This window comes from Mycolicibacterium lutetiense, from assembly GCF_017876775.1.
GTDB classification, from domain to species: Bacteria; Actinomycetota; Actinomycetes; order Mycobacteriales; family Mycobacteriaceae; genus Mycobacterium; species Mycobacterium lutetiense.
Genome location: NZ_JAGIOP010000002.1, coordinates 978,417 through 997,265, shown reverse-complemented (window position 1 = coordinate 997,265; position 18,849 = coordinate 978,417). Strand labels below are relative to the sequence as shown.

21 protein-coding genes are annotated in these 18,849 nt (G+C 66.9%); 10 read left to right on the top strand and 11 right to left on the bottom strand.

All coding sequences use genetic code 11. From position 1 onward, the window contains the following. Nucleotides 1–124 precede the first annotated feature (124 nt). A complete protein-coding gene (locus JOF57_RS14105) occupies nt 125–2,446 on the top strand; it encodes an LGFP repeat-containing protein (RefSeq protein ID WP_209917394.1) in 2,322 nt (773 codons plus the stop codon). Between the two features lie 47 nt (nt 2,447–2,493). Here the strand turns inward: JOF57_RS14105 and lexA are convergent, their stop codons facing one another. Further along, nucleotides 2,494–3,216, bottom strand: a complete 723-nt coding sequence (gene lexA, locus JOF57_RS14100; RefSeq protein WP_209917391.1) for a transcriptional repressor LexA — start codon at nt 3,214–3,216, stop codon at nt 2,494–2,496. Nucleotides 3,217–3,457: 241 nt separating this feature from the next. Between lexA and JOF57_RS14095 the strand changes: the two genes are divergently transcribed. Together JOF57_RS14095 and nrdR are read left to right on the top strand one after the other, a co-directional pair. After that, complete coding sequence (locus tag JOF57_RS14095; RefSeq protein ID WP_234938140.1) at nt 3,458–3,985, top strand: LysM peptidoglycan-binding domain-containing protein; 528 nt, start codon at nt 3,458–3,460, stop codon at nt 3,983–3,985. A gap of 164 nt (nt 3,986–4,149) precedes the next feature. Continuing rightward, complete coding sequence (nrdR, locus tag JOF57_RS14090) at nt 4,150–4,608, top strand: transcriptional regulator NrdR (protein ID WP_163662061.1); 459 nt, start codon at nt 4,150–4,152, stop codon at nt 4,606–4,608. Between the two features lies 1 nt (nt 4,609). On the opposite strand, the gene JOF57_RS14085 is transcribed toward nrdR, so the two are convergent. The 3 genes from JOF57_RS14085 to JOF57_RS14075 are packed head-to-tail and all read right to left on the bottom strand — an operon-like array spanning nt 4,610 to nt 7,409. Beyond that, a complete protein-coding gene (locus tag JOF57_RS14085) occupies nt 4,610–5,296 on the bottom strand; it encodes a PhzF family protein (RefSeq protein ID WP_209917387.1) in 687 nt (228 codons plus the stop codon). Nucleotides 5,297–5,323: 27 nt separating this feature from the next. Further along, complete coding sequence (locus tag JOF57_RS14080; protein ID WP_209917385.1) at nt 5,324–6,346, bottom strand: alpha/beta fold hydrolase; 1,023 nt, start codon at nt 6,344–6,346, stop codon at nt 5,324–5,326. Between the two features lie 37 nt (nt 6,347–6,383). After that, nucleotides 6,384–7,409, bottom strand: a complete 1,026-nt coding sequence (locus tag JOF57_RS14075; protein ID WP_209917383.1) for a proteasome assembly chaperone family protein — start codon at nt 7,407–7,409, stop codon at nt 6,384–6,386. Nucleotides 7,410–7,577: 168 nt separating this feature from the next. Between JOF57_RS14075 and JOF57_RS14070 the strand changes: the two genes are divergently transcribed. Together JOF57_RS14070 and JOF57_RS14065 are read left to right on the top strand one after the other, a co-directional pair. After that, the gene (locus JOF57_RS14070; protein WP_209917381.1) at nt 7,578–8,405 is read left to right on the top strand and encodes a trypsin-like serine peptidase; all 828 of its coding nucleotides are present in this window, start codon (nt 7,578–7,580) and stop codon (nt 8,403–8,405) included. A 96-nt stretch (nt 8,406–8,501) separates the two neighbouring features. Further along, nucleotides 8,502–9,569, top strand: coding sequence for a DUF4192 domain-containing protein (locus tag JOF57_RS14065; protein ID WP_209917379.1), 1,068 nt, complete (start codon nt 8,502–8,504; stop codon nt 9,567–9,569). A 4-nt stretch (nt 9,570–9,573) separates the two neighbouring features. On the opposite strand, the gene JOF57_RS14060 is transcribed toward JOF57_RS14065, so the two are convergent. The 3 genes from JOF57_RS14060 to JOF57_RS14050 all read right to left on the bottom strand — a co-directional run bounded on the left by JOF57_RS14060 (nt 9,574) and on the right by JOF57_RS14050 (nt 12,003). After that, nucleotides 9,574–10,263: an iron-dependent transcriptional repressor DtxR gene (locus JOF57_RS14060; RefSeq protein WP_209917377.1), complete on the bottom strand. Its 690-nt coding sequence runs from the start codon at nt 10,261–10,263 to the stop codon at nt 9,574–9,576. Between the two features lie 204 nt (nt 10,264–10,467). Continuing rightward, a complete protein-coding gene (locus JOF57_RS14055) occupies nt 10,468–11,457 on the bottom strand; it encodes a sigma-70 family RNA polymerase sigma factor (protein WP_264032965.1) in 990 nt (329 codons plus the stop codon). A 117-nt stretch (nt 11,458–11,574) separates the two neighbouring features. After that, on the bottom strand, nt 11,575–12,003 hold the full coding sequence (locus JOF57_RS14050) for a DUF3099 domain-containing protein (protein WP_209917375.1): 429 nt from the start codon (nt 12,001–12,003) through the stop codon (nt 11,575–11,577). 77 nt (nt 12,004–12,080) lie between these two features. Between JOF57_RS14050 and JOF57_RS14045 the strand changes: the two genes are divergently transcribed. Then, nucleotides 12,081–12,317: a DUF3039 domain-containing protein gene (locus JOF57_RS14045; RefSeq protein ID WP_209917373.1), complete on the top strand. Its 237-nt coding sequence runs from the start codon at nt 12,081–12,083 to the stop codon at nt 12,315–12,317. On the opposite strand, the gene JOF57_RS14040 is transcribed toward JOF57_RS14045, so the two are convergent. Then, nucleotides 12,307–13,311, bottom strand: a complete 1,005-nt coding sequence (locus tag JOF57_RS14040) for a YihY/virulence factor BrkB family protein (RefSeq protein WP_209917371.1) — start codon at nt 13,309–13,311, stop codon at nt 12,307–12,309. The two genes, JOF57_RS14045 and JOF57_RS14040, sit on opposite strands and share 11 nt — an antisense overlap. Before the next feature lie 64 nt (nt 13,312–13,375). Further along, nucleotides 13,376–13,567 carry a DUF7455 domain-containing protein gene (locus JOF57_RS14035; protein ID WP_209917369.1) on the bottom strand — a complete coding sequence of 64 codons (192 nt, stop codon included), beginning with the start codon at nt 13,565–13,567 and terminating at the stop codon, nt 13,376–13,378. A gap of 114 nt (nt 13,568–13,681) precedes the next feature. Between JOF57_RS14035 and JOF57_RS14030 the strand changes: the two genes are divergently transcribed. The 4 genes from JOF57_RS14030 (at nt 13,682) to JOF57_RS14015 (ending at nt 17,131) form a co-directional block, all read left to right on the top strand. Beyond that, entirely contained in the window at nt 13,682–14,101 is a 420-nt protein-coding gene (locus tag JOF57_RS14030; protein WP_407666570.1) for a DUF952 domain-containing protein, read from the top strand. A gap of 43 nt (nt 14,102–14,144) precedes the next feature. Beyond that, nucleotides 14,145–14,783 carry a TetR/AcrR family transcriptional regulator gene (locus tag JOF57_RS14025; RefSeq protein ID WP_209917367.1) on the top strand — a complete coding sequence of 213 codons (639 nt, stop codon included), beginning with the start codon at nt 14,145–14,147 and terminating at the stop codon, nt 14,781–14,783. Between the two features lie 87 nt (nt 14,784–14,870). Further along, a complete protein-coding gene (locus JOF57_RS14020; RefSeq protein WP_209917365.1) occupies nt 14,871–16,067 on the top strand; it encodes an LLM class flavin-dependent oxidoreductase in 1,197 nt (398 codons plus the stop codon). Then, nucleotides 16,067–17,131 (top strand): alcohol dehydrogenase catalytic domain-containing protein, encoded by a 1,065-nt coding sequence (locus tag JOF57_RS14015; protein ID WP_209923354.1) that lies wholly within the window; start codon nt 16,067–16,069, stop codon nt 17,129–17,131. The genes JOF57_RS14020 and JOF57_RS14015 overlap by 1 nt, the downstream gene beginning before the upstream one ends. Nucleotides 17,132–17,275: 144 nt before the next feature. Here the strand turns inward: JOF57_RS14015 and JOF57_RS14010 are convergent, their stop codons facing one another. Together JOF57_RS14010 and JOF57_RS14005 are read right to left on the bottom strand one after the other, a co-directional pair. Continuing rightward, nucleotides 17,276–18,049, bottom strand: coding sequence for a glucose 1-dehydrogenase (locus tag JOF57_RS14010; protein ID WP_209917362.1), 774 nt, complete (start codon nt 18,047–18,049; stop codon nt 17,276–17,278). Further along, nucleotides 18,049–18,846 carry an SDR family NAD(P)-dependent oxidoreductase gene (locus JOF57_RS14005; RefSeq protein ID WP_209917360.1) on the bottom strand — a complete coding sequence of 266 codons (798 nt, stop codon included), beginning with the start codon at nt 18,844–18,846 and terminating at the stop codon, nt 18,049–18,051. The genes JOF57_RS14010 and JOF57_RS14005 overlap by 1 nt, the downstream gene beginning before the upstream one ends. Nucleotides 18,847–18,849: the final 3 nt, after the last annotated feature.

The following is an 18,849-nucleotide window of genomic DNA, read 5'->3' as shown; positions in this document are numbered from 1 at the left end:
CCCAGATATTGGGGCTTTTTTGGTCATGATCGGCCACGTTCCTTGGTTATCGTCACGTGCTGAAGCAGAGTTGTCGGGCGGGACATTTCTACGGGAACTTTGCCGAACGAGTGGGGGAGGGCGCATGACTAGGCCGGGAGTGCGGCTGAATGCCGCCGTGTTGCGGTTGGCGGTCGGTCTGCTCGCACTCATCGTCGCGACTTTGATGGTGCCGGCGGTGGCTTCGGCCACCCCCGAAGCGGATGCCGATGCCGCGATCAGCGCCGCCTGGGATTCCACCGGAGGCGACGGCGGCCCGCTGGGCCCGCGGCAGGGCGGCGTGTACGCGGCCGGTTCTGGCTTCGCACAGAACTTCGCGGGCGGGAAGATGTTCTTCACCCCGGCGACCGGTGCGCATTTCATGCAGGGCGCCATCCTGGACAAGTACGAGTCGTTGGGTGGTGCAGCGGACGGCGATCTGGGATTCCCCACCATTGACGAGGGCGCCGGGCGCGCCGCCGACAGCCGCAACTCGACCCTGAGCGCGCCTGACCACCCGGTCATCTTCTGGACTCCGTCCACCGGTGCCCGGGTGGTACGGGGCGCCATCAATGCCGCTTGGGACAAGCTCGGTGGCTCCGCCGGAGTGCTGGGCGTCCCCGCTGACGACGAGATGTTCAACGGCGATGTGATCTCACAGAAGTTCACCGGCGGAGAGATCTCCTGGAACCGTAAGACCAAGGCGTTCACCACGGAGCCGCCCGAACTGGCCGGTCAGCTCGCCGACCTGGACGTACCGTCGGATCCCGCTTCGGCGATCGCTGCCGCGCGTCGCGAGGCAGGTGGCGCGATGGGGCCACTGGGAGCCAAGGAAGGCGACCAATATCCGATCGGCGACGGCGGGTTCGGACAGAAATACGCCGGCGGCACGGTCTTCTACAGCCCGGCCACCGGAGCCAACGCCATCACCGGTCAGCTGCTCGAGAAGTACGAAAGTGTCGGCGGTCCCGAAGGTGATCTGGGCTTCCCGACCACCAGCGAATCCGAGGGCGGGTTGGGCCCGAACAGCCGGATCAGCACGTTCGCGGCCGCCGACAATCCCGTCATCTTCTGGACTCCCGATTACGGCGCGGTGATCGTGCGGGGCGCGATGAACGCGGCCTGGGAGAAGCTCGGTGGTGCAAAGGGCGTACTGGGCGCCCCCATGGCCGACCAGACCGAAGACGGCAGTGTCATCACCCAGCGGTTCAGCGGGGGAGCGATCTCGTGGGACCGCGACACCAACACGTTCACCACCGAGCCGTCGAAACTCGCCTCCGAATTGACCGGACTGCAGGTTCCTGGACTCGGGCAGACCCCGGCCACGGGGCCGCAGCCCTCCGGTACGGACACCGAGAAGCCGTTCTCCTGGCATTGGAGCTGGTGGTGGCTGATCGCGGTGGTCCCGGTCGTGCTGCTCGCCGGGCTGATCGTGGGGGCCGCGCTGTGGCACCGTCGTCGCGCCGGTGGCGACGACGACTTCGACCATGACCCGTTCGACGACGACTACGCCGGCGGCCCCGGGGATTCGTCGTATGACGAGGACCGGTACTCCGACGCTCGTTACGGATCGGGTGGGTACGACCGCGACGAGTATCGCGATGATCGCGGCTCCGATGCGGCGGACGGCTACGGGCCGAGCGCTGCCTATGGCGGCGAGGCGACGACCACGCGGTTCGTCGGGGCGGGCGAGCAATCGACGGGTGCGGCGTCTCCGTACGACGAGCCCACCGATATCGCCATCCCGGTCAGTCAGTGGGCCGCCCCGCACGGAGCGGCCGGCGGTCACGGGGCGCCAGGCGAGGACGAGGAACCGCCGGAGGATTCCGCCCAGCTGGCCGACCCGGAGCAGGGTTTTGACGACTATGACGACTTCGAATCCGACTATGACGACGAAGATGACGATTTCGAGGACGACGAATTCGACGACGAAGACCTCGATACGCCCATCGACGCCGACTTCGAGGAAGTCGTCGAGGACGACGACGTCGATGACATCGAAGCGGAGCTCGTCGACGAGGACCTGACGGATACCGGGTCACTCAACGGCCCGGTCGGCGGGGTGCGCGAAGTCGGGGGTTTCGCGGCGCTGAGCGGCCTGGGTGTGCCGGGTGATCAGGACAACGTGGACACCGCGCCCACCCGCGTCATCACCGACACGGAGGCCTACGGCGGTGAGGCCTACAGCAGTGAGGCACACAGCGGGCGCCATGCCGCCATCGAACTCGACGAGATCCCCAGTGCCACCGCCATCCACCTACCGTTGGAGGACCCGAACCGCGCGCCGGAGGGCTATCCGATCAAGGCGGACACCAGGTCCGGCCGATACTGGTCGCCAGACAGCAGCGAGTACGACGAGGCAGTGGCCGAGATCTGGTTCGCCAGTGAGGAATTCGCCCGTACGAACGGATTCGTGCGCACGGACTGAGCGGCAGGGCCCGGCAACCAGTCGGTGCCGCCGGGCCTGCCTGCCGGTCAGATCTTGCGGATGACGGTGACAATCTTGCCGAGCACCGCGGCGTCGTTGCCCGGGATCGGGTCGTATGCCGGGTTGTGCGGCATCAGCCAGACCTGACCGCGGGTCCGCTTGAACGTCTTGACGGTCGCTTCGCCGTCGATCATGGCTGCCACGATGTCTCCGTTGTCGGCCACACTCTGCTGGCGTACCACCACCCAGTCACCGTCGCAGATGGCGGCATCGACCATCGAGTCGCCGACGACCTTGAGCATGAACAGCGACCCTTCGCCGACCAGTTCGCGGGGTAACGGGAAGACGTCCTCGACGGCCTGCTCGGCCAGGATGGGGCCGCCGGCGGCGATACGTCCGAGTACCGGCACGAAGGTCGGTTCGGGTAGTGCGTCGGACCCGGCCACATCGGTGGACACCAGCGCGGCGGCCGTCGGATCGTTGGAGGCGCGCACGTCGACTGCGCGTGGCCGGTTGGGATCCCTACGCAGGTAGCCCTTGCGTTCCAGGGTGCGCAACTGATGGGCGACCGACGAGGTCGAGGTCAAACCGACCGCATCGCCGATCTCGCGGATGCTCGGCGGGTAGCCGCGACTGTTCACCGACGCGCGGATCACGTCGAGAATGGTGCGCTGCCGGTCGGTGAGGCCGCCTTCGGCCCGGCGTGGACCCGCGCCGTCCGATCCGGCCGGGCTGTCGGTGTTTCCGTCCCTGCTGCGGTCGTCGCTCATGGGGCGAATGTAGTCGTTGGTCGAACATTAATCAAACATGTGTTCGACGCGTGTTGCGGGCGTGTCTGCTGGTGGGGCGCGTGGCGGCGGGTTGCGGGTCGCGTGAGGGGTCGGTGGCCCGAGGTTGTCGGTGCCCTGTTCTATCGTTTGGCAACAGTTCGATCACATGTTCTATCAATCGAACATCTGAGCGAGTATGTTCGAACACAAGAGCGAAACCGTCCCACCGAAAGGCAGTCAGATGGCGATCATCGATATCCCCGCCGATAGCCGTTCCCGCGCGGCTCGGGCCGTGCCGCAGTCCCCGCCGCAACGCGCCCGGGTTCGGGGTGGTGCCGGCACCAGGGGCAGCGCCACCTTCGGTACCGGTGCGGCCAGGCCGGTGCGCCGGGTGCAGCGGCCGGCCCCGGTCCGCCCCGCGGCCGGCGCGGTCCGCTACCGCGGAACCGGAGTGCTGATGTCGCGTGCATCCCATCGCAGCCGGCCCGTCACGCCGGTGACCACGGTGTTGCTGGCCCTGGTCGCCGCCGGTATCACGGTGTGGCTGGGCCTCGTGGCCCAGTTCGGTGGGGTGATGGGGATGGAAAGCCCTGAGCCGACCGAGCTTGCGGTGGTGCAGGTGAAATCGGGGGAGACGCTGCAGCAGGTGGCGCGCCGCGTCGCCCCGGATGCCCCGGTGTCCCGGGTCGTCGAGCAGATTCGTGACCTCAACCAACTCGCATCCGCGGCAGTCGACCCCGGGCAGACGTTGCTCGCGCCGGTTGGCTGAGCAGCGCAATGTCTGCTGAATCGTCCTGGCCGGCAGCCACACTGGCCGGCACCGGAGTGAGCACCTACATGCCACTGGACCCGGCGGTGAGTCTGCCGTGGGCATCGCGGGTACGCTCAAGGACGCTCGAACTAGTTGTCCGGCGGCATGACGAAGGAGCGGTAATGCATTGTCCGTTCTGCCGTCATCCTGATTCGCGTGTGGTCGATTCCCGCGAGGCCGACGAGGGCCAGGCCATCCGGCGCCGGCGATCATGCCCGGAGTGCGGACGCCGGTTCACCACCGTGGAGACCGCGGTGCTGGCTGTGGTGAAGCGCAGCGGCGTGACCGAGCCCTTCAGTCGGGAGAAAGTCATCCGCGGCGTGCGCCGGTCCTGTCAGGGCAGGCAGGTCGACGACGATGCACTCAATGTTTTGGCGCAGAAGGTCGAGGACGCTGTCCGTGGTCTGGGCACGCCAGAGATCCCCAGCAACGAGGTCGGTCTGGCCATTCTCGGACCGCTGCGCGAACTGGACGAAGTCGCCTACTTGAGATTCGCCTCGGTGTACCGGTCGTTCTCGTCGGCTGAGGACTTCGAACGTGAGATCGAGGCGCTGCGGGCGCATCGCGGCGCCGAGGCGTAGATCAATCCAGTCGGGTGGTGCCGTCGTTGACGACGTGGCCGGCGAGACGAACCCAGCCCTCCGGACTCCAACGGGTCTCGATCACCGAACCCTTCCCCTGGATGATCGTCAGATCCCGGCTCAGGTAGTCCGTCAACCGTGCCGCCGCGGCACCGGTGGCCTCGTCTTCGGGGATTCCCAGGTGCGGGGCGAACGACCTGGCTCGCAGCGTGCCGTGCGCCTCATCGATCCAGGCCCACAGGTAGTTCTCGTCGGCATCGGCGAATTCATCGGGATCGGCAGCCATTAGTTCGTCGACCGAAGACAAGTCGTGGATGGCGAACTCCGGTGCCCACTCGGCGCGGGCATTGACCACGGCGCGATCACCGTCGTATTCCACCTGGATGATCCCGGCCGGCACCTGCAATGTGTTGACCGGAGATCCGGTCTCCCGCAGCCACCACGATGCGCCGACTGTGGGGTGCCCGGCGAAGGGCAGTTCAGCGACCGGGGTGAAGATGTGGGCAGTGGCCGAGTTGCCGCCCGGCGGCGGAAGATCGATGAATACCGTTTCGCTGTAGCCCAATTCGGTGGCGATCCGCTGGCGATCGGCCGGAGCGACCGTGCTGTTGTCCACCACGCCCAGCGGATTGCCGTACTTGCCGTCTGAGTCGGTGAATACTCGCAAGACGGTGACGCCGATGGCCATGATTCGATGCTACGTCGCATCCGCCGGTCAGGTTGCGCTGCGCTCGTCTGCATCCATCGCGTCGAGTACCGCAAGCTGAGTGTCGAAGGACCCGCTGATCGCCGATTCGCTTCTGCCGCTGCGTAGCAGACTGCGCAGCCGATCCTGGTCGTACACCGACGGTTCGGTCGAGTCGATGAAGTGTTCGACGACCTCGACGAAGCGGTCGGGATCGCTGTGGAATGGGAAATGCCCGGCTCCGGAGAAGATCTCCAACCGGGAACCGGGCATTGCGGCGTGTGCCATCTGGGCGTGGCTGACGGGGATGACCGAATCGCGTTCACCCCAGATCAACTGGACCGGAACGGATTCGGTCAGGTAACAGCGATCCAGCATCGTCACGACCTGGCCACGCCAGTCCACCACGGCGCGCAACGTCCGGGCGAATGCCGCCGACGCCGTCGGCTCCGGCAGATCGGCCAGGACCCGCAGCATGTCCGGAATGTCGTGGCCGAGCCCGGCTGAGCCCAACAATGTGCCTGCGGCCCGACCGAACAGCTGCAATGCCGGTAGCACCAGGGGGAGTCTCAGCAGGGCCAGCGCCTCGCTGCCCATCGGGAGTGAGGCGACCCGCAACGCCACATTCACATCCTTGGTGACTCCACCGGCGCCCACGAGGATGAGACGGTCCAGCAACTGCGGGAATTGATAGGCGAACTGCATTGCGACGCCACCGCCCAGCGAGTGACCGATCACGGTCACCCGGTCGATGTCGAGCACGCTGAGTAGGTCGCGCATGCCGTTGGCGTAGGCCGCGACCGAATAGTCCGCTCGGGGCTTGTCGGAGCTACCGTGGCCGAGCAGATCCGGGGCGATCACGGTGAACCGCTGGGCCAGCGCCGATTGCACGGTGTGCCAGGTGGTGGAGTTGTCACCGATGCCGTGGATCAGCAGGATCGCCGGACCGGATCCGGCGACGCGGAAGGCCCGCCGATATCCGTGGATCGTGCGGTATTCGAGCGTCGGGGTGAGCTCGCGAACGGTCCGTAGATGGGGTTTGCGCTCGGACATGCTGGTCAACCTCGCCCTCGGCCCGGCGTCGGGCTTCCTATGAGTGGTTGTCGCCGTTCGGGAAGCCGTCGCCGAAGCCGTCCCGTCCGTCTTTGTACTTGTCGTCTTTGTGCTTGTCACCGGCCTGCTGGGCGAGGAACCGTTCGAACTCGGCTCCCAACTCGTCACCGCTGGGCAGTTCCTCGTCGCGCGCCAGCAGAGACCGATTTTCCTGTGCGGCAACGAACGCATCGTACTGGCGCTCCAAGCCGGTCACCACCTGAGCCACCTCGTCGCTGGCCTCGACCTGCTCGTTGATCTTGCTGTACACCTCGGCCCCGGCCTCGGACAGTTTGCCCAGCGGCAGTTCTAGCGAACCGGTCCGGGCCACTTCGGCCAGCAGCGCCTCGGCGGCCGGCGGATAGGCCGTCTGCGCCAGGTAGTGCGGCACGTGCACGGTGTAGCCCACCACCTCATGCCCGTGCTGGGCCATGCGGAATTCCAGCAGGTTGGAAACGCTCGCCGGGACCTGGACTTCGCCGACCCACGGGGTGTGGTCGACGATCAGGTCCTTGTTGTTGGCGTGCGCGGTGAGCATGACCGGGCGGGTGTGGGGCACCGCCATCGGAATTGTGCCCAGCCCGATCACCTGTCGCACGCCCAGTTGTCCGGCGAGCAGTCGCACCGCAGTGATGAACCGTTCCCACCGCAGGTCCGGCTCCAGGCCGGCCAACAGCAGAAACGGTGTCCCCACGTCGTCGTGCAGCGCGTACAGGTTCAGCTGGGGTTCTTCGTAGCTGGTGAAATGGTCGGTCTTGAACGTCATCAGCGGCCGGCGCGACCGATAGTCGAGCAGCTCGTCGATGGCGAAGGAGGCCACCAGTTCGGTGTCGAGGGTGTCCTTGAGATGCTCGGCGGCCAGTCGGATCGCGTGGCCGGCATCGGAGAACCCCTCCAAGGCGTGGATCAGCACCGGGCCGCGGCCATCGGACGACGACAGCTGCGGAGCCGGGAACTCGAGCTCGTACATGCCGCTCTGGTCGGGCTGGTAGTGCTGATCGGGGGTGTCGGTGCTGTCGGTCATCTCGCTTTGTCTCCTCGCTGCGGTAGGACGCGGTGACGGCCTACCGCCGTGTCATCTAGTGTCCCGCATGCCCGGTCGGCGGGTTCGTTCCGCCCCGCCTGTGCGTTCGAACACGCCGGGCCTGGGCAGGCATCCCGGCGGTGATCTCCGCGATCGGGCAAAATCGTGATGATGCGTGGGACCCGGATGGCGAAGTTCACCGTCGCGGCAGTCGTGCTGGCTGCCGCGACCGCGGCCTGCACGTTCCCCGGCACCACAACCAGCGGAGCGGCCGCCCATCCCGTGTCGGCCGCGCCGAGCAGTTCGGCGGCCGCGGTCAGCGCGTTGTCGCAGGCCGGTGCCGAATCGGTGACGCCGGATCGGCGGGTGGGGGCGTTGTTCCTGGGCGACACCACGACGCACACCTGCAGCGGCTCGGTCTTGGCGAGCGCGTCGGCGGACCTCATCCTGACGGCCGCGCACTGCCTGCTCGACGGCGTCGACACCACCTTCGTGCCTGGTTTCGGTGCCGGCGCCGGTGACACCTGGCACGTCAGCACGGTCTATCTGGACTCACGTTGGCTCGCCGAACAGGATCCCGAAGCCGATTACGCGATCGTGCGGGTGACCGGGGATTCCGGGGCAAGCCTGATGTCCGCGGCCGGCGGTGGACTGGCCCTCGGGTCGGCCCCTGCGACGGGAACGCCGGTGACGGTGACCGGTTACCCGATGGGTGAAGGCGGCAGCCCGCTGGCCTGTCGAGGTGCGGCCGAGTCGTCACCGCTGGGGTTTCCGTCTCTGGCCTGTGCGGGCCTGACCGACGGTTTCAGCGGTGCCCCATGGGTTTCCGATTCAACGGTGACCGGGTTGGTCGGCGGGCTCGACGGTGGCGGCTGCGACGACGATGTGTCCTATTCGCCGAATTTCGATGACCGGATCGCCCGGTTGCTGGCCCGTGCCGAGGCCGGCGGTCCCGGCGACGCGGCGCCCTCGGCCCCCGGATCCGACTGCTCGTAGCCTGGGCTATCCCCAGCGCGGGATTCATCCCCAACCGGCCGCAACCGCCCGGTTCGGGCGGCGGTTCGTGACGGCGCACGTTGGCACCGTCGGGCCATGACAACACCATCGCCTTCCTCGCCCGAGTTCGACTTCCACCTCAACCGTCCCGGTGCGCTGATCGCCGCGCTGCCCGCGGTGCTCGGCTTCGTTCCGCACAAGAGCCTTGTCCTGGTCACCGTCGACCGGGGCGAGATGGGCTGCGTCATGCGTGCCGATCTGGCCGATGACATGACCGAACGCGTCGAGCACCTGGTCGACCTCGCGGCTTCGGCCGGAGCGGACGCGGTGATCGCCGTGGTGGTGGACGGCGACAGTAGGGACTGCCGGGTGTGCGATGACCGCTACCGCGAATTGGCAGCGGTGTTGGACCAGACCCTTGCCGCCGACGGCATCCGGCTCTACGCCGCGCATGTGGTGGACAAAGTGGCTGCCGGGGGGTTCTGGCACTGCGCAGACGGTTGTGGCGAACAGGGGTGGGTGGATGACCCGGGTGCTTCGCCGCTGGCGGCTGCCGCGGTGCTGGATGGTCGTCGGCTCTATGCCAGCCGTGATGAGCTGCTGCAGGTGATTCGGCCGGATCCGGTCGGCCGTGACTCGATGAAGCGCCCGTTGGCTCTCGTGACGCAGCGGCCCGGGTATCCGGAAACCCGGCCCGACGTCGAGGTGCGCGGTGATGTCGAGGCCGCGATGCGGGCGGCGGTGCAGGTCGCCGAGGGAGATCGACCCGGTGGTACCGAGTTGGCGCGGTTGGCCGTGGGGTTGTCCGATCCCAGGGTCCGCGACACGCTCTATGCGCTGGCGGTCGGGGAGTGCGCCGAGCAGGCCGAAGCGTTGTGGGCGCTGTTGGCCCGCAATCTGCCCGACCCGTGGCGCGCCGAAGCGCTTGTCCTACTGGCGTTTTCCGCTTATGCACGGGGTGACGGGCCGCTGGCCGGGGTATCGCTCGACGCCGCGTTGGAGGCGCGGCCGACGCACCGGATGGCCGGCATGCTCGACACCGCGCTGCAGGCGGGCATGCGACCGGAGCGCATCCGCGAGCTGGCGGTCACCGGCTATCGGCTGGCCGAACAGCTCGGCGTGCAGCTGCCGCCTCGACGGACGTGGCGGCGCAGGGCCGGGTGAGTGGCTAGACCTTCTCGACGCGAACCGCGTGCGCCATGTGATGGGGAAGCTCGACCTGCTCGTGCCCCGGGATCACGATCATCACGCCACCGTGGTCGTTGGCCTCGACGGTGACCCGCGCATTCGGCACCACGCCGGCATCCTTGAGTCGACTGATGAGCTCGGTGTCGCCCTGCACGTGTTCGGTGAGCTGGCGGACCACCACGGCGACCGGCAGTCCGACCGGGAGTTCGGTGAGCCGGACCAGGCTGACATCGTCGTAGCCCGCCGCGCCGACGCCGAGGTCCGACAGGCCCGGGATGGGGTTGCCGAACGGCGAGGTGGTGGGGTTGTCGAGCACCTGCACCAGGCGCCGCTCCACGTCCTCGCTCATCACGTGCTCCCACCGGCATGCTTCGGCGTGGACTTCCTCCCACGGCAACCCGATCACATCGACGAGCAACCGCTCGGCCAGCCGGTGCTTGCGCATCACGGCAACAGCGAGGGCGCGGCCCTTGTCGGTCAGTTCCAGGTGGCGGTCGCCCGCGACATGCAGCAGACCATCGCGTTCCATGCGCGATACCGTCTGGCTGACCGTCGGACCACTTTGGTCGAGCCTTTCGGCGATGCGGGCACGCAACGGCACCACGCCCTCTTCTTCGAGGTCGTAGATCGTCCGCAGGTACATCTCGGTGGTGTCGACCAGATCGTTCATGCGCGCCTTCCCCAGCCCAAACGTCACCGCACAGTCTACCGTTCCCAGCGCTTGAACTGCGGCGCAACATCGGGGCGTCGGGCACCTCACACAACAAGGTGAAACCCCAGGACATCGGCCTGCCACCGGCTGGTGAGGCCCCGGCAACACCCGGATGCCCGATACGCCCCGCCGGAGAACCGGCGGGGCGTATCGGGAAAAGGTCTAGCTGGCGTAGGAGCGCAGGCGATCGGCCCGCTCGCCGTTGCGGAGCTTGGACATCACCTCACGCTCGATCTGGCGGACCCGCTCGCGAGACAAACCGAACAGCTTGCCGATCTGATCCAGCGTGCGGGGCTGGCCATCGTCGAGGCCGAACCGCAGGCGGATCACCTGCTGCTCACGCTCGTCGAGCGTGGCCAGCACGTGGCGGATGTCGGTGTGCAGCAGCTCGGAGATGACGGCGTTCTCGGCCGACATCGCGTTCTCGTCCTCGATGAAGTCGCCCAGCGGGGCTTCCTCGTCGGTGCCGACCGGCATATCCAGGCTCACCGGGTCGCGGCTGTGCTCGAGCAGGTCGTTGATCTTCTCGACCGGGATCCCCGACTCCTCGGCCAGTTCCTCGTCGGTGGCCTCGCGGCCGAGGTTCTGGTGCATCTCCCGCTTGATCCGGGCCAGCTTGTTGACCTGCTCCACCAGGTGGACGGGCAGGCGGATGGTGCGGCTCTGGTCCGCCATCCCACGAGTGATGGCCTGCCGGATCCACCAGGTGGCGTAGGTGGAGAACTTGAAACCCTTGGCGTAGTCGAACTTCTCCATCGCGCGGATCAGGCCCAGGTTTCCTTCCTGGATCAGGTCCAGCAGTGGCATGCCGCGTCCCGTGTAGCGCTTGGCCAGCGACACCACGAGGCGGAGGTTGGCCTCCAGCAGGTGCCGGCGTGCTGCCTCACCGTCGCGGACGACGGTGGCCAGGTCGCGTTTGCGGTTCTCGCCCAGGCGCTTCTTGGTGTTGAGCACGTGCTGGGCGTACAAGCCCGCCTCGATGCGCTTGGCGAGTTCTACTTCATCGGCGGCGTTGAGCAACGCCGTTTTGCCAATGCCGTTCAGATACACGCGCACGAGGTCGGCGGCAGGGCTCTGGGCGTCCAGATCACTGTCGACGCGGCTTGTGGTGGCATTTGCCATGGCGGCCTCCTGATCAGCTCGAACTGTCATGCACTACAACGTCGTAGGTGCCATGAGAGTTCCCGCTGATCCCCGGATTCATGCCCGCTGAGCTGCGGTTTTTCCGGAACGACCTGAGAATGTCCTGAGAATGGCTAAAGAAGCCGCTCAGCTGGGGTCATCGTGGTCGGACCGCACGGGGTCCGGTTGCGGTGGCAGAACCGCGTCACTCTGTAACGCTGGGCGCTCCGCGGTGGGGAACAGTGGAATCCGCTCGCGGCGACCGGCGTAACGCCGCGGTTCCTCGGCCGAACGCGGGGGACGATCGTTGGCGATCAGTACCGCGATCCACGGCAGCGGTATCGACGCCACGATGATCGCCAGGGAGATGAGCCCGTTCTCCCAGATGTTGTAGGCGAGAGCGGCCAGGAGCAGCGCCGGGATACGGAACGCCATCAGCGTGAGGTACTTGCGGACGCGCTGGCGGTGCTGCACTTCGTAGGCGGGTGCGGCTTGGGTGATGAGAACCGGGCGGGCTTCCTTGCCGAAATCGTCGCCGAAATCGTCGTCGAAACTCAGCTCGTGGCTTTGTTTCATGCTTCTACTGTTCCACACCTGCGCCCGATGGTGGCAGGTGGATTTCCCTATGCATCGCAGCCAGGCACAATAGGGATATGGAGACCCAGACCATCGAGCGCCCGGACACCGACGAACGCGTCGACGACGGGACCGACGACGACACCCCCAAGTTCTTCCACTACGTCAAGAAGAACAAGATCGCCGAAAGCGCCGTCATGGGTACGCATGTGGTCGCGCTGTGCGGCGAGGTGTTCCCGGTGACGAAGTCAGCCAAGCCCGGCTCCCCGGTGTGCCCGGATTGCAAGAAGATCTACGAATCACTCAAGCAGTAGGCGGCCGTGGCGGCGGCTCGGCGGCCTCGGGTACCGGCACGGGAGTGGGTGTTTCGTCCGGTGCCTGGGCGCTGCCGTTGAGAGCTTTGTCGCCCAGCCATTCCCGCAGTCTCCTGGCGTGGGTATCCGACGCCGGCCACTCCTCTTGGATCGCCGCGTTGAGTTCGGCGCCGAGCATGATGGCGAATCCCAGGAAGAACGCGAACAGCAAGAATGCGATCGGCGTCGCCAGCGCGCCATAGGTGTAACCCGTGCTGGTGATCCAGGTCAGGTAGATCCGCAGCCCGAACGTGGCGACCAGGAACACCACGGTCGCCAGGATGGCGCCGAGCATCAGGCGGTGGGTCGGAATCGGAGCGGGCAGCGAGACCCGGTACAGCACGGTCACGCCGACGAATACGGCGAGGAACAATGCCGGGTAGTACCCGTAGCGCAGCACGTTGTCCCAGGTGTCGGGGATGTGCTCGGAGATCGCCCGCGGCCCGAGCGCCAGAAGCGGAGCCACCCCGATCGCAGAGACCAGCATGATCACGTAGAGGCCCAGCGCATAGAACCGCTGACGCACCGGATGCCGCAGCAGTGTCTGATCGTGCGCCTCCACGATCGAGTCCACGAAGGCCGATACGGCCGACGACCCGGCCCACAACGAGATCACGAAACCGACCGACACCACCTCGCCGCGGGCGCCCTTCACGATGTCGCGGATCGTCGGTTCGATGATCTCGTTGACGACGTTGGGGGAGAAGAAGCTGTTCGCCGCGTTGATCAGCTGATCCTGGATCGTCGGCAGGGTTTCCGGCCCGAACATCGGTGCGATGTAGGCCAAGCTGCCCAGCATCCCCAGCAGCAGCGGAGGCAATGACAACGCGCACCAGAACGCCGCCTGCGCCGACTCCGAGAAGATGGAATCGTCCCAGCTCTTCGACAGTGTGCGTCGAGTGATGTGCCAGACGTGGTGGCGTGATGGAGGTACGGGAAGTGGCTGGCGAGTCATGACCAGTCAAGCATTACTGACGGAACGTGCTCCTGCCCAGGCGGGTGGTGTCGGCCGGTGGCGGTCAGGCGTCTGCCGCGCTGGTCTCCAGCACTGCGGCCAGCTCGACAAGCTTTGCCTCGTGCTCGTTGGCGTGGTGCTGGCAGAAGAGCAGCTCGGCCCCCGAGGGCAGCTTCGCACGCACGCGCGCGGCCGCACCGCAACGATCGCAACGGTCGGCTCTGATTAGCTCTGGACTGGTCAGAGTTGCGTTCACGGCTCCTCCGTCTTCTGCTCTGCGCATCTCGGCAAAGGCGCCTTGATTGCGTATGTCTACTGTGTCAGACGTTTTGGATTCCGGCCTTGTTCCCCAGGGGTTCACCGGTGTGTCGTGTCTCACTTGGCCGCCGTGTTGCTGGCCGGGCAAGCTGACACCGTGCATCCATCGCCGCGGGTCCTGGTTCACTTGTGCAGTGCCGAGGATTGGGCGACGGCCCAGCGCAGTGGCGAACACCGTCCGGACTCGCTGAGCGGGCAGGGCTTCGTCCACCTGTCGGCTCCTGAGCAGGTGCATCTGCCGGCGAACCGGCTCTACTCCGGGCGCGGCGACCTGGTGCTGCTGCACATCGATCCGGCGAAGCTGACGGATCCGGTGCGTTGGGAACCGGGGGTTCCGACGGACCCCGACGCGATGCTGTTCCCGCATCTGTACGGTCCGCTGCCCGTGGACGCTGTGATGACCACCACGGCCTATGTGCCCGACGCCGAGGGGCGGTTCGCGCCGTTGGCAGGCGACACGCCGTCGTCGTAGAGCGCAGCTCAGCAGCCCGCTCGGTGCGTGACATGCTCGTCGGGTGTCTGTCGCGGCCCAGAATCGGCAGGGCGCGGCCACGCGGCTGCGCCTGGTGAAGGCTGCCGAACGATTGTTCGCCGCCCAGGGGGTGGATGCGGTGTCGGTCCGGGCGGTCAACGCGGCCGCGGGGCTCGGCGCGGCCTCGGTGCACTACCACTTCGGATCCAAGGACGACCTGCTGCGCGCGGTACTCACCGATGTCGGTGCGCCGGTGCGCGACGAGATCGCGGCCAACGTGGCGCTGCTCGCGTCCGACCCTGTCGCGCCGAGGGCTGACGCCCTTGTCCGCGCGGTCACCGAGCCTTATCTGAAACTGTTGCTCCGCCACCGGGTCCGGGGGATGCGGTGGATCAAGATAATCGCCCAGATCTCGCAGGAGAACCACCCGGTGATGCTCGACGCCGAGCAGCACCTGCCCGACGAACTGTTCGCTCAGGTGCAGCGGACGTTTCCCGACTCGGACCCGGCGCGCCTGGAACTGCGCTGGGCCATCTCGATCATGAACTTCATCCAGGCGCTGAGCCGGGCCGACGAATGGCGCCGCAAAGGGAGCCGCCTGGACGAGGCTGAACTGCGGGACTTCTACGAAGACCTGGTGAGTTTCGTCGTCGGCGGGGTCGATCGGCTGCTCGGTTCCTGAACTGAACCGTTCTACCCAGCGGGAGCTTTCGCGGCCAAATTTCTGGATCACTTGATCCAATCAACCGATCCGGATAGCGTCCCGGACATGTGGAATCCGAGTTCGATCAAGTTCGGGGCATTCCTGGCGCCCTACCACCCCCTCAACGCTGATCCCGCGCTGCAGCTGCGCCGCGACATCGACCTGATGGAGCACCTCGACCATCTCGGTTTCGAGGAGGCCTGGATGGGCGAGCACCACTCGACCGGGTCCGAAATCGTTCCTGCGCCAGACGTGTTCATCGCGGCAGCGGCCGAGCGCACCGAGCGCATCCGGTTCGGCACCGGCGTGATGTCGCTGCCTTACCACCATCCGCTGATCACCGCGGACCGCATCACCCAACTCGATCTGCAGACCCGTGGGCGGCTGATCGTCGGCACCGGGCCGGGCAAGATCCCGCTGGACGCGCACATGATGGGGATCAACCCGATCGACCAGCGCCGCATGCAGGGCGAGGCACTGGAGGCGGTGCTGCGACTGCTCCGCGGCGAGGTCGTCAACATGGAGACCGATTGGTTCACCCTGCGCGATGCGCGGGCCCAGCTGCCGACCTATGATCCTGCGGGCATCGAAGTGGCGACCGCCTCGACCATCTCGCCGAACGGGTCGGTGCTCGCCGGCACGCACGGGTTGTCCCTGCTGTCGCTGGCCGCCAGCTCGCCGAGCGGTTTCGACGTGCTCGACCGCAACTGGGGTGTGTACGAGAAGGTTTCGGCCGAGAACGGCCATCAGGCGGACCGCTCCTCCTGGCGCCTGGTCAATCCGATGTTCATCGCCGAATCCCGGGCTGAGGCCGAACGGGCCGTCAGCCGCCGGATCCATGCCATTGCCGAATACGTCAACCGGCAGCAGGGCATCACCCCCGATTGGGCGCAGACCCCCGAGGGCATCATCAACCAGTGGCGCACCGAAAATCTGGGCGAGTTCGGCCAGATCATCATCGGCACGCCCGAGGACGCGATCGCACAGATCGAGCGCCTCATCGAGAAGACCGGCGGATTCGGCACCCTGCTGATCATGCACGTGGACATGGCCAGTTGGGAGGACACCAAGCGCAGCTACGAGTTGTTCGCCTCGGAAGTCGTCCCGCACTTCAAGAAACGCAATGTCGGCCGGCAGGCCAGCCTGCAGTTCGCCGAGGACAACAGCGAGTACCTCCTCGGTGGCCTGATCGGCGCAATCACCAAGGCGCACACCGACTATTACGGCCAGCCTGCCGAGCAGCTCGCCGGGCAGGGGGCGTGATGCGCGCGGCGGAGTACTTCGACGGTCGATTCACCGTCGCCGATGTCGCCGAACCGCCAGTCGCCGGGCCCGGGCAACTGCGCATCAAGGTTGCCGCCTGCGGCATCTGCGGCAGCGATCTGAGCATGTCCAAGGATCCGTGCCGGTTCGTCGAGGTGGCCGCTGGTGCGGGCTACCCGTTCGCGGTGTTCGATGCCACCCGTCCGGTGGTGCTCGGTCACGAGTGGGCCGGCACTGTCGTCGAAACCGGTCCGGGTGTCGAGGATTTCGCTGAGGGCGACCGGGTCACCGGGCTTGGCATCACCACGGAGCAAGGCACCGGGATGCCGACGATCATCGGCTATTCGAACGAATACCACGGGGCCTTCGGCGAATTCATCATCGTTGACGCCTTCTGGGTCCGGCACGTGCCCGACGGCCTGTCGCTGGAGCACGCCGCCCTGGCCGAGCCGCTCCACGTCGGCGAGATGCACATGCAGCAGTCCGGTCTGACGCCGGCGGACACCGCCTTGGTGATCGGGTGCGGATCGATCGGTCTGGGCACGATCCTGGCCGCCAAGGCTGCCGGCGCGCACACCGTCATCGCCTCGGAGCCGTCACCCAAGCGCCGCGAGCTGGCCGCGAAGATGGGCGCCGACATCGTCGTCGACCCCAATGAGCAGGATCCGATTGCGCTCTACAACGAGTTGCTGGGCAGTGGGAAGACCGCCCGGGCCGATCCGCAGGGCCTCCTGATCGCCTACGAGTGCAGCGGACGGGTGGGCACCCTCAACTCGCTGACCCACACGCTGCCGTGGGGTTCGCGCATCCAGGTGGTGGCCTCGCCGTTCGCCGAGGAGACCATCATCCCGGTGGTCGCGCAGATGCGGCAGATCGCGATCAATTTCGGGCACGGCCCCTACGACCGGGCCTACGAGAAGGTGCTGGCACGGCTGGCGGCGGGCGAGATCGACGCCGACGCGATCATCACCGGTCGGGTCGGCCTGGATGGCTTGGGCGATGCGTTCGAGGCGCTGCGCGACCCAGAGGCGCACGTCAAGATCCTGGTGCTGCCCGGACAGTGAGGGTGTGGTGGGCTAGCGGCGCTGCTCTGCGCACAGCGCGGTGCGCAACCGCCGGCCCACCAGATCCCGCGCTTACCGCGACCAGGTGAACCCGACGTGGCCGCTGTTGGTCCAGTGGACCGAGCCGTCAAATCTGGCTCGGGCTCAGTCGGTGTGGACCGGGGTCACCGGGATCCGGCCCGCACTGGCGCCACCGTCGACGGTCAGATCGGCGCCGGTGATGTACGACGATGCATCCGAGGCGAGGAACGCGACGACTTCGGCAACCTCTTCTGGCGTGCCGACCCGGGTCAGCGGCGCACCGGGGTGGCCGCCGAGACCGCGTCCCACCTCGAGATGGGCGATCATCGGGGTGTCGATCATGCCCGGGTAGACCGTGTTGACCCGAATGCCGATCGGACCCAGCTCGATTGCCGCGACCTTGGACATGCCGCGCAAACCCCACTTGGACGCGCCGTACGCCGTGTAGCCGGCCAGCCCCTGAATACCCGCCTGAGACGAGATGTTGACGATCGATCCGCCGCCGGCCGTCTTCATCGGTCCGGTGACGGCCTGCATGCCGAGGAACGCGCCGATGAGGTTGACCCGCAGCATCTGCTCGAAGTCTTCGGCAGTCTGTTCGGCCAGCGGCACCACCCTGCAGATGGCGGCGTTGTTGACCAGCACGTCGACCCGACTGAACTCCGTCATCGCGGTATCGACCGTGGCGTACCAATCTTTTTCGCTGCTGACGTCGTGGCGGACGAAGCGGGCTGCGGGGCCGATGGATTCGGCGACCCGCACACCCTCCTCGACAAGGACGTCGGTCAAGACGACCTGGGCGCCGAGCTCGGCGAACAACCGAGCCTCGGCTTCACCCTGACCGCGGGCGGCCCCGGTGACGATCGCAACCTTGCCGGACAGATCCACTCCCGCCATCAGTCGTTGTCCTGGTCGATACCGGTCAGCATGAGTTCGGAGACGCGGCGGGGGAACTCGGTGAACTTCGCCATCGGAACGATGCTGCGCGGCAGGATGACGTGGCGGCGGTTGTTTTCGATCGCCTCGGCGATGGCTACCGAAACGTCCACCGGGTCCAACGACTCGCGCGGGATCATCCGCCAGCGGATGGATCGCTCGATGGTGCGACGGGCGGGGCCGAATGCGCGGATGTGGTCGATCATGTCGGTTTTGACCTCGCCGATCTGCACGAGAGTGGTGCCGACCGGCTTGCCCCGCAACTCACCGCGGATGCCTGCGGTGAAGTGGCTCAGCCCCGCCTTCGACGTGCCGTACAGGGTCAGGCCGGGCCCCTGCGAGATGGCGCCCATCGACGACACGTTGACGATGTGGCCGCGCCCGCGCTGCACCATGCCGGGAATCGCCTGCCGGCAGATGTCCATCGGCGCTGCCAGGTTGACCTGCAGCAGGTTACGGATCTGCTCGGGGAGGATCTCGTGGAAACGGCCGACGTGGTCGATACCGGCGTTGTTGATCACGATGTCCACGGGGCCGTCGGCCTCGACGCGGTCGATGAGGCCCTCCACGGCCGCCGGGTCGCTCAGATCGGTCGGGTACGCCTTGCCGCCGATCTCCTTGGTGAGCAGGTTGAGTGATTCGGCGTCACGTGCCACCACGGCGACGTCGACGCCGCGTGCGGCCAGCGCCTCGGCGATGCTCTTGCCCAGGCCGCGGCTCGCGCCGGTGACCAGAGCGCGGGAATTCCTCAGCTTCATCGG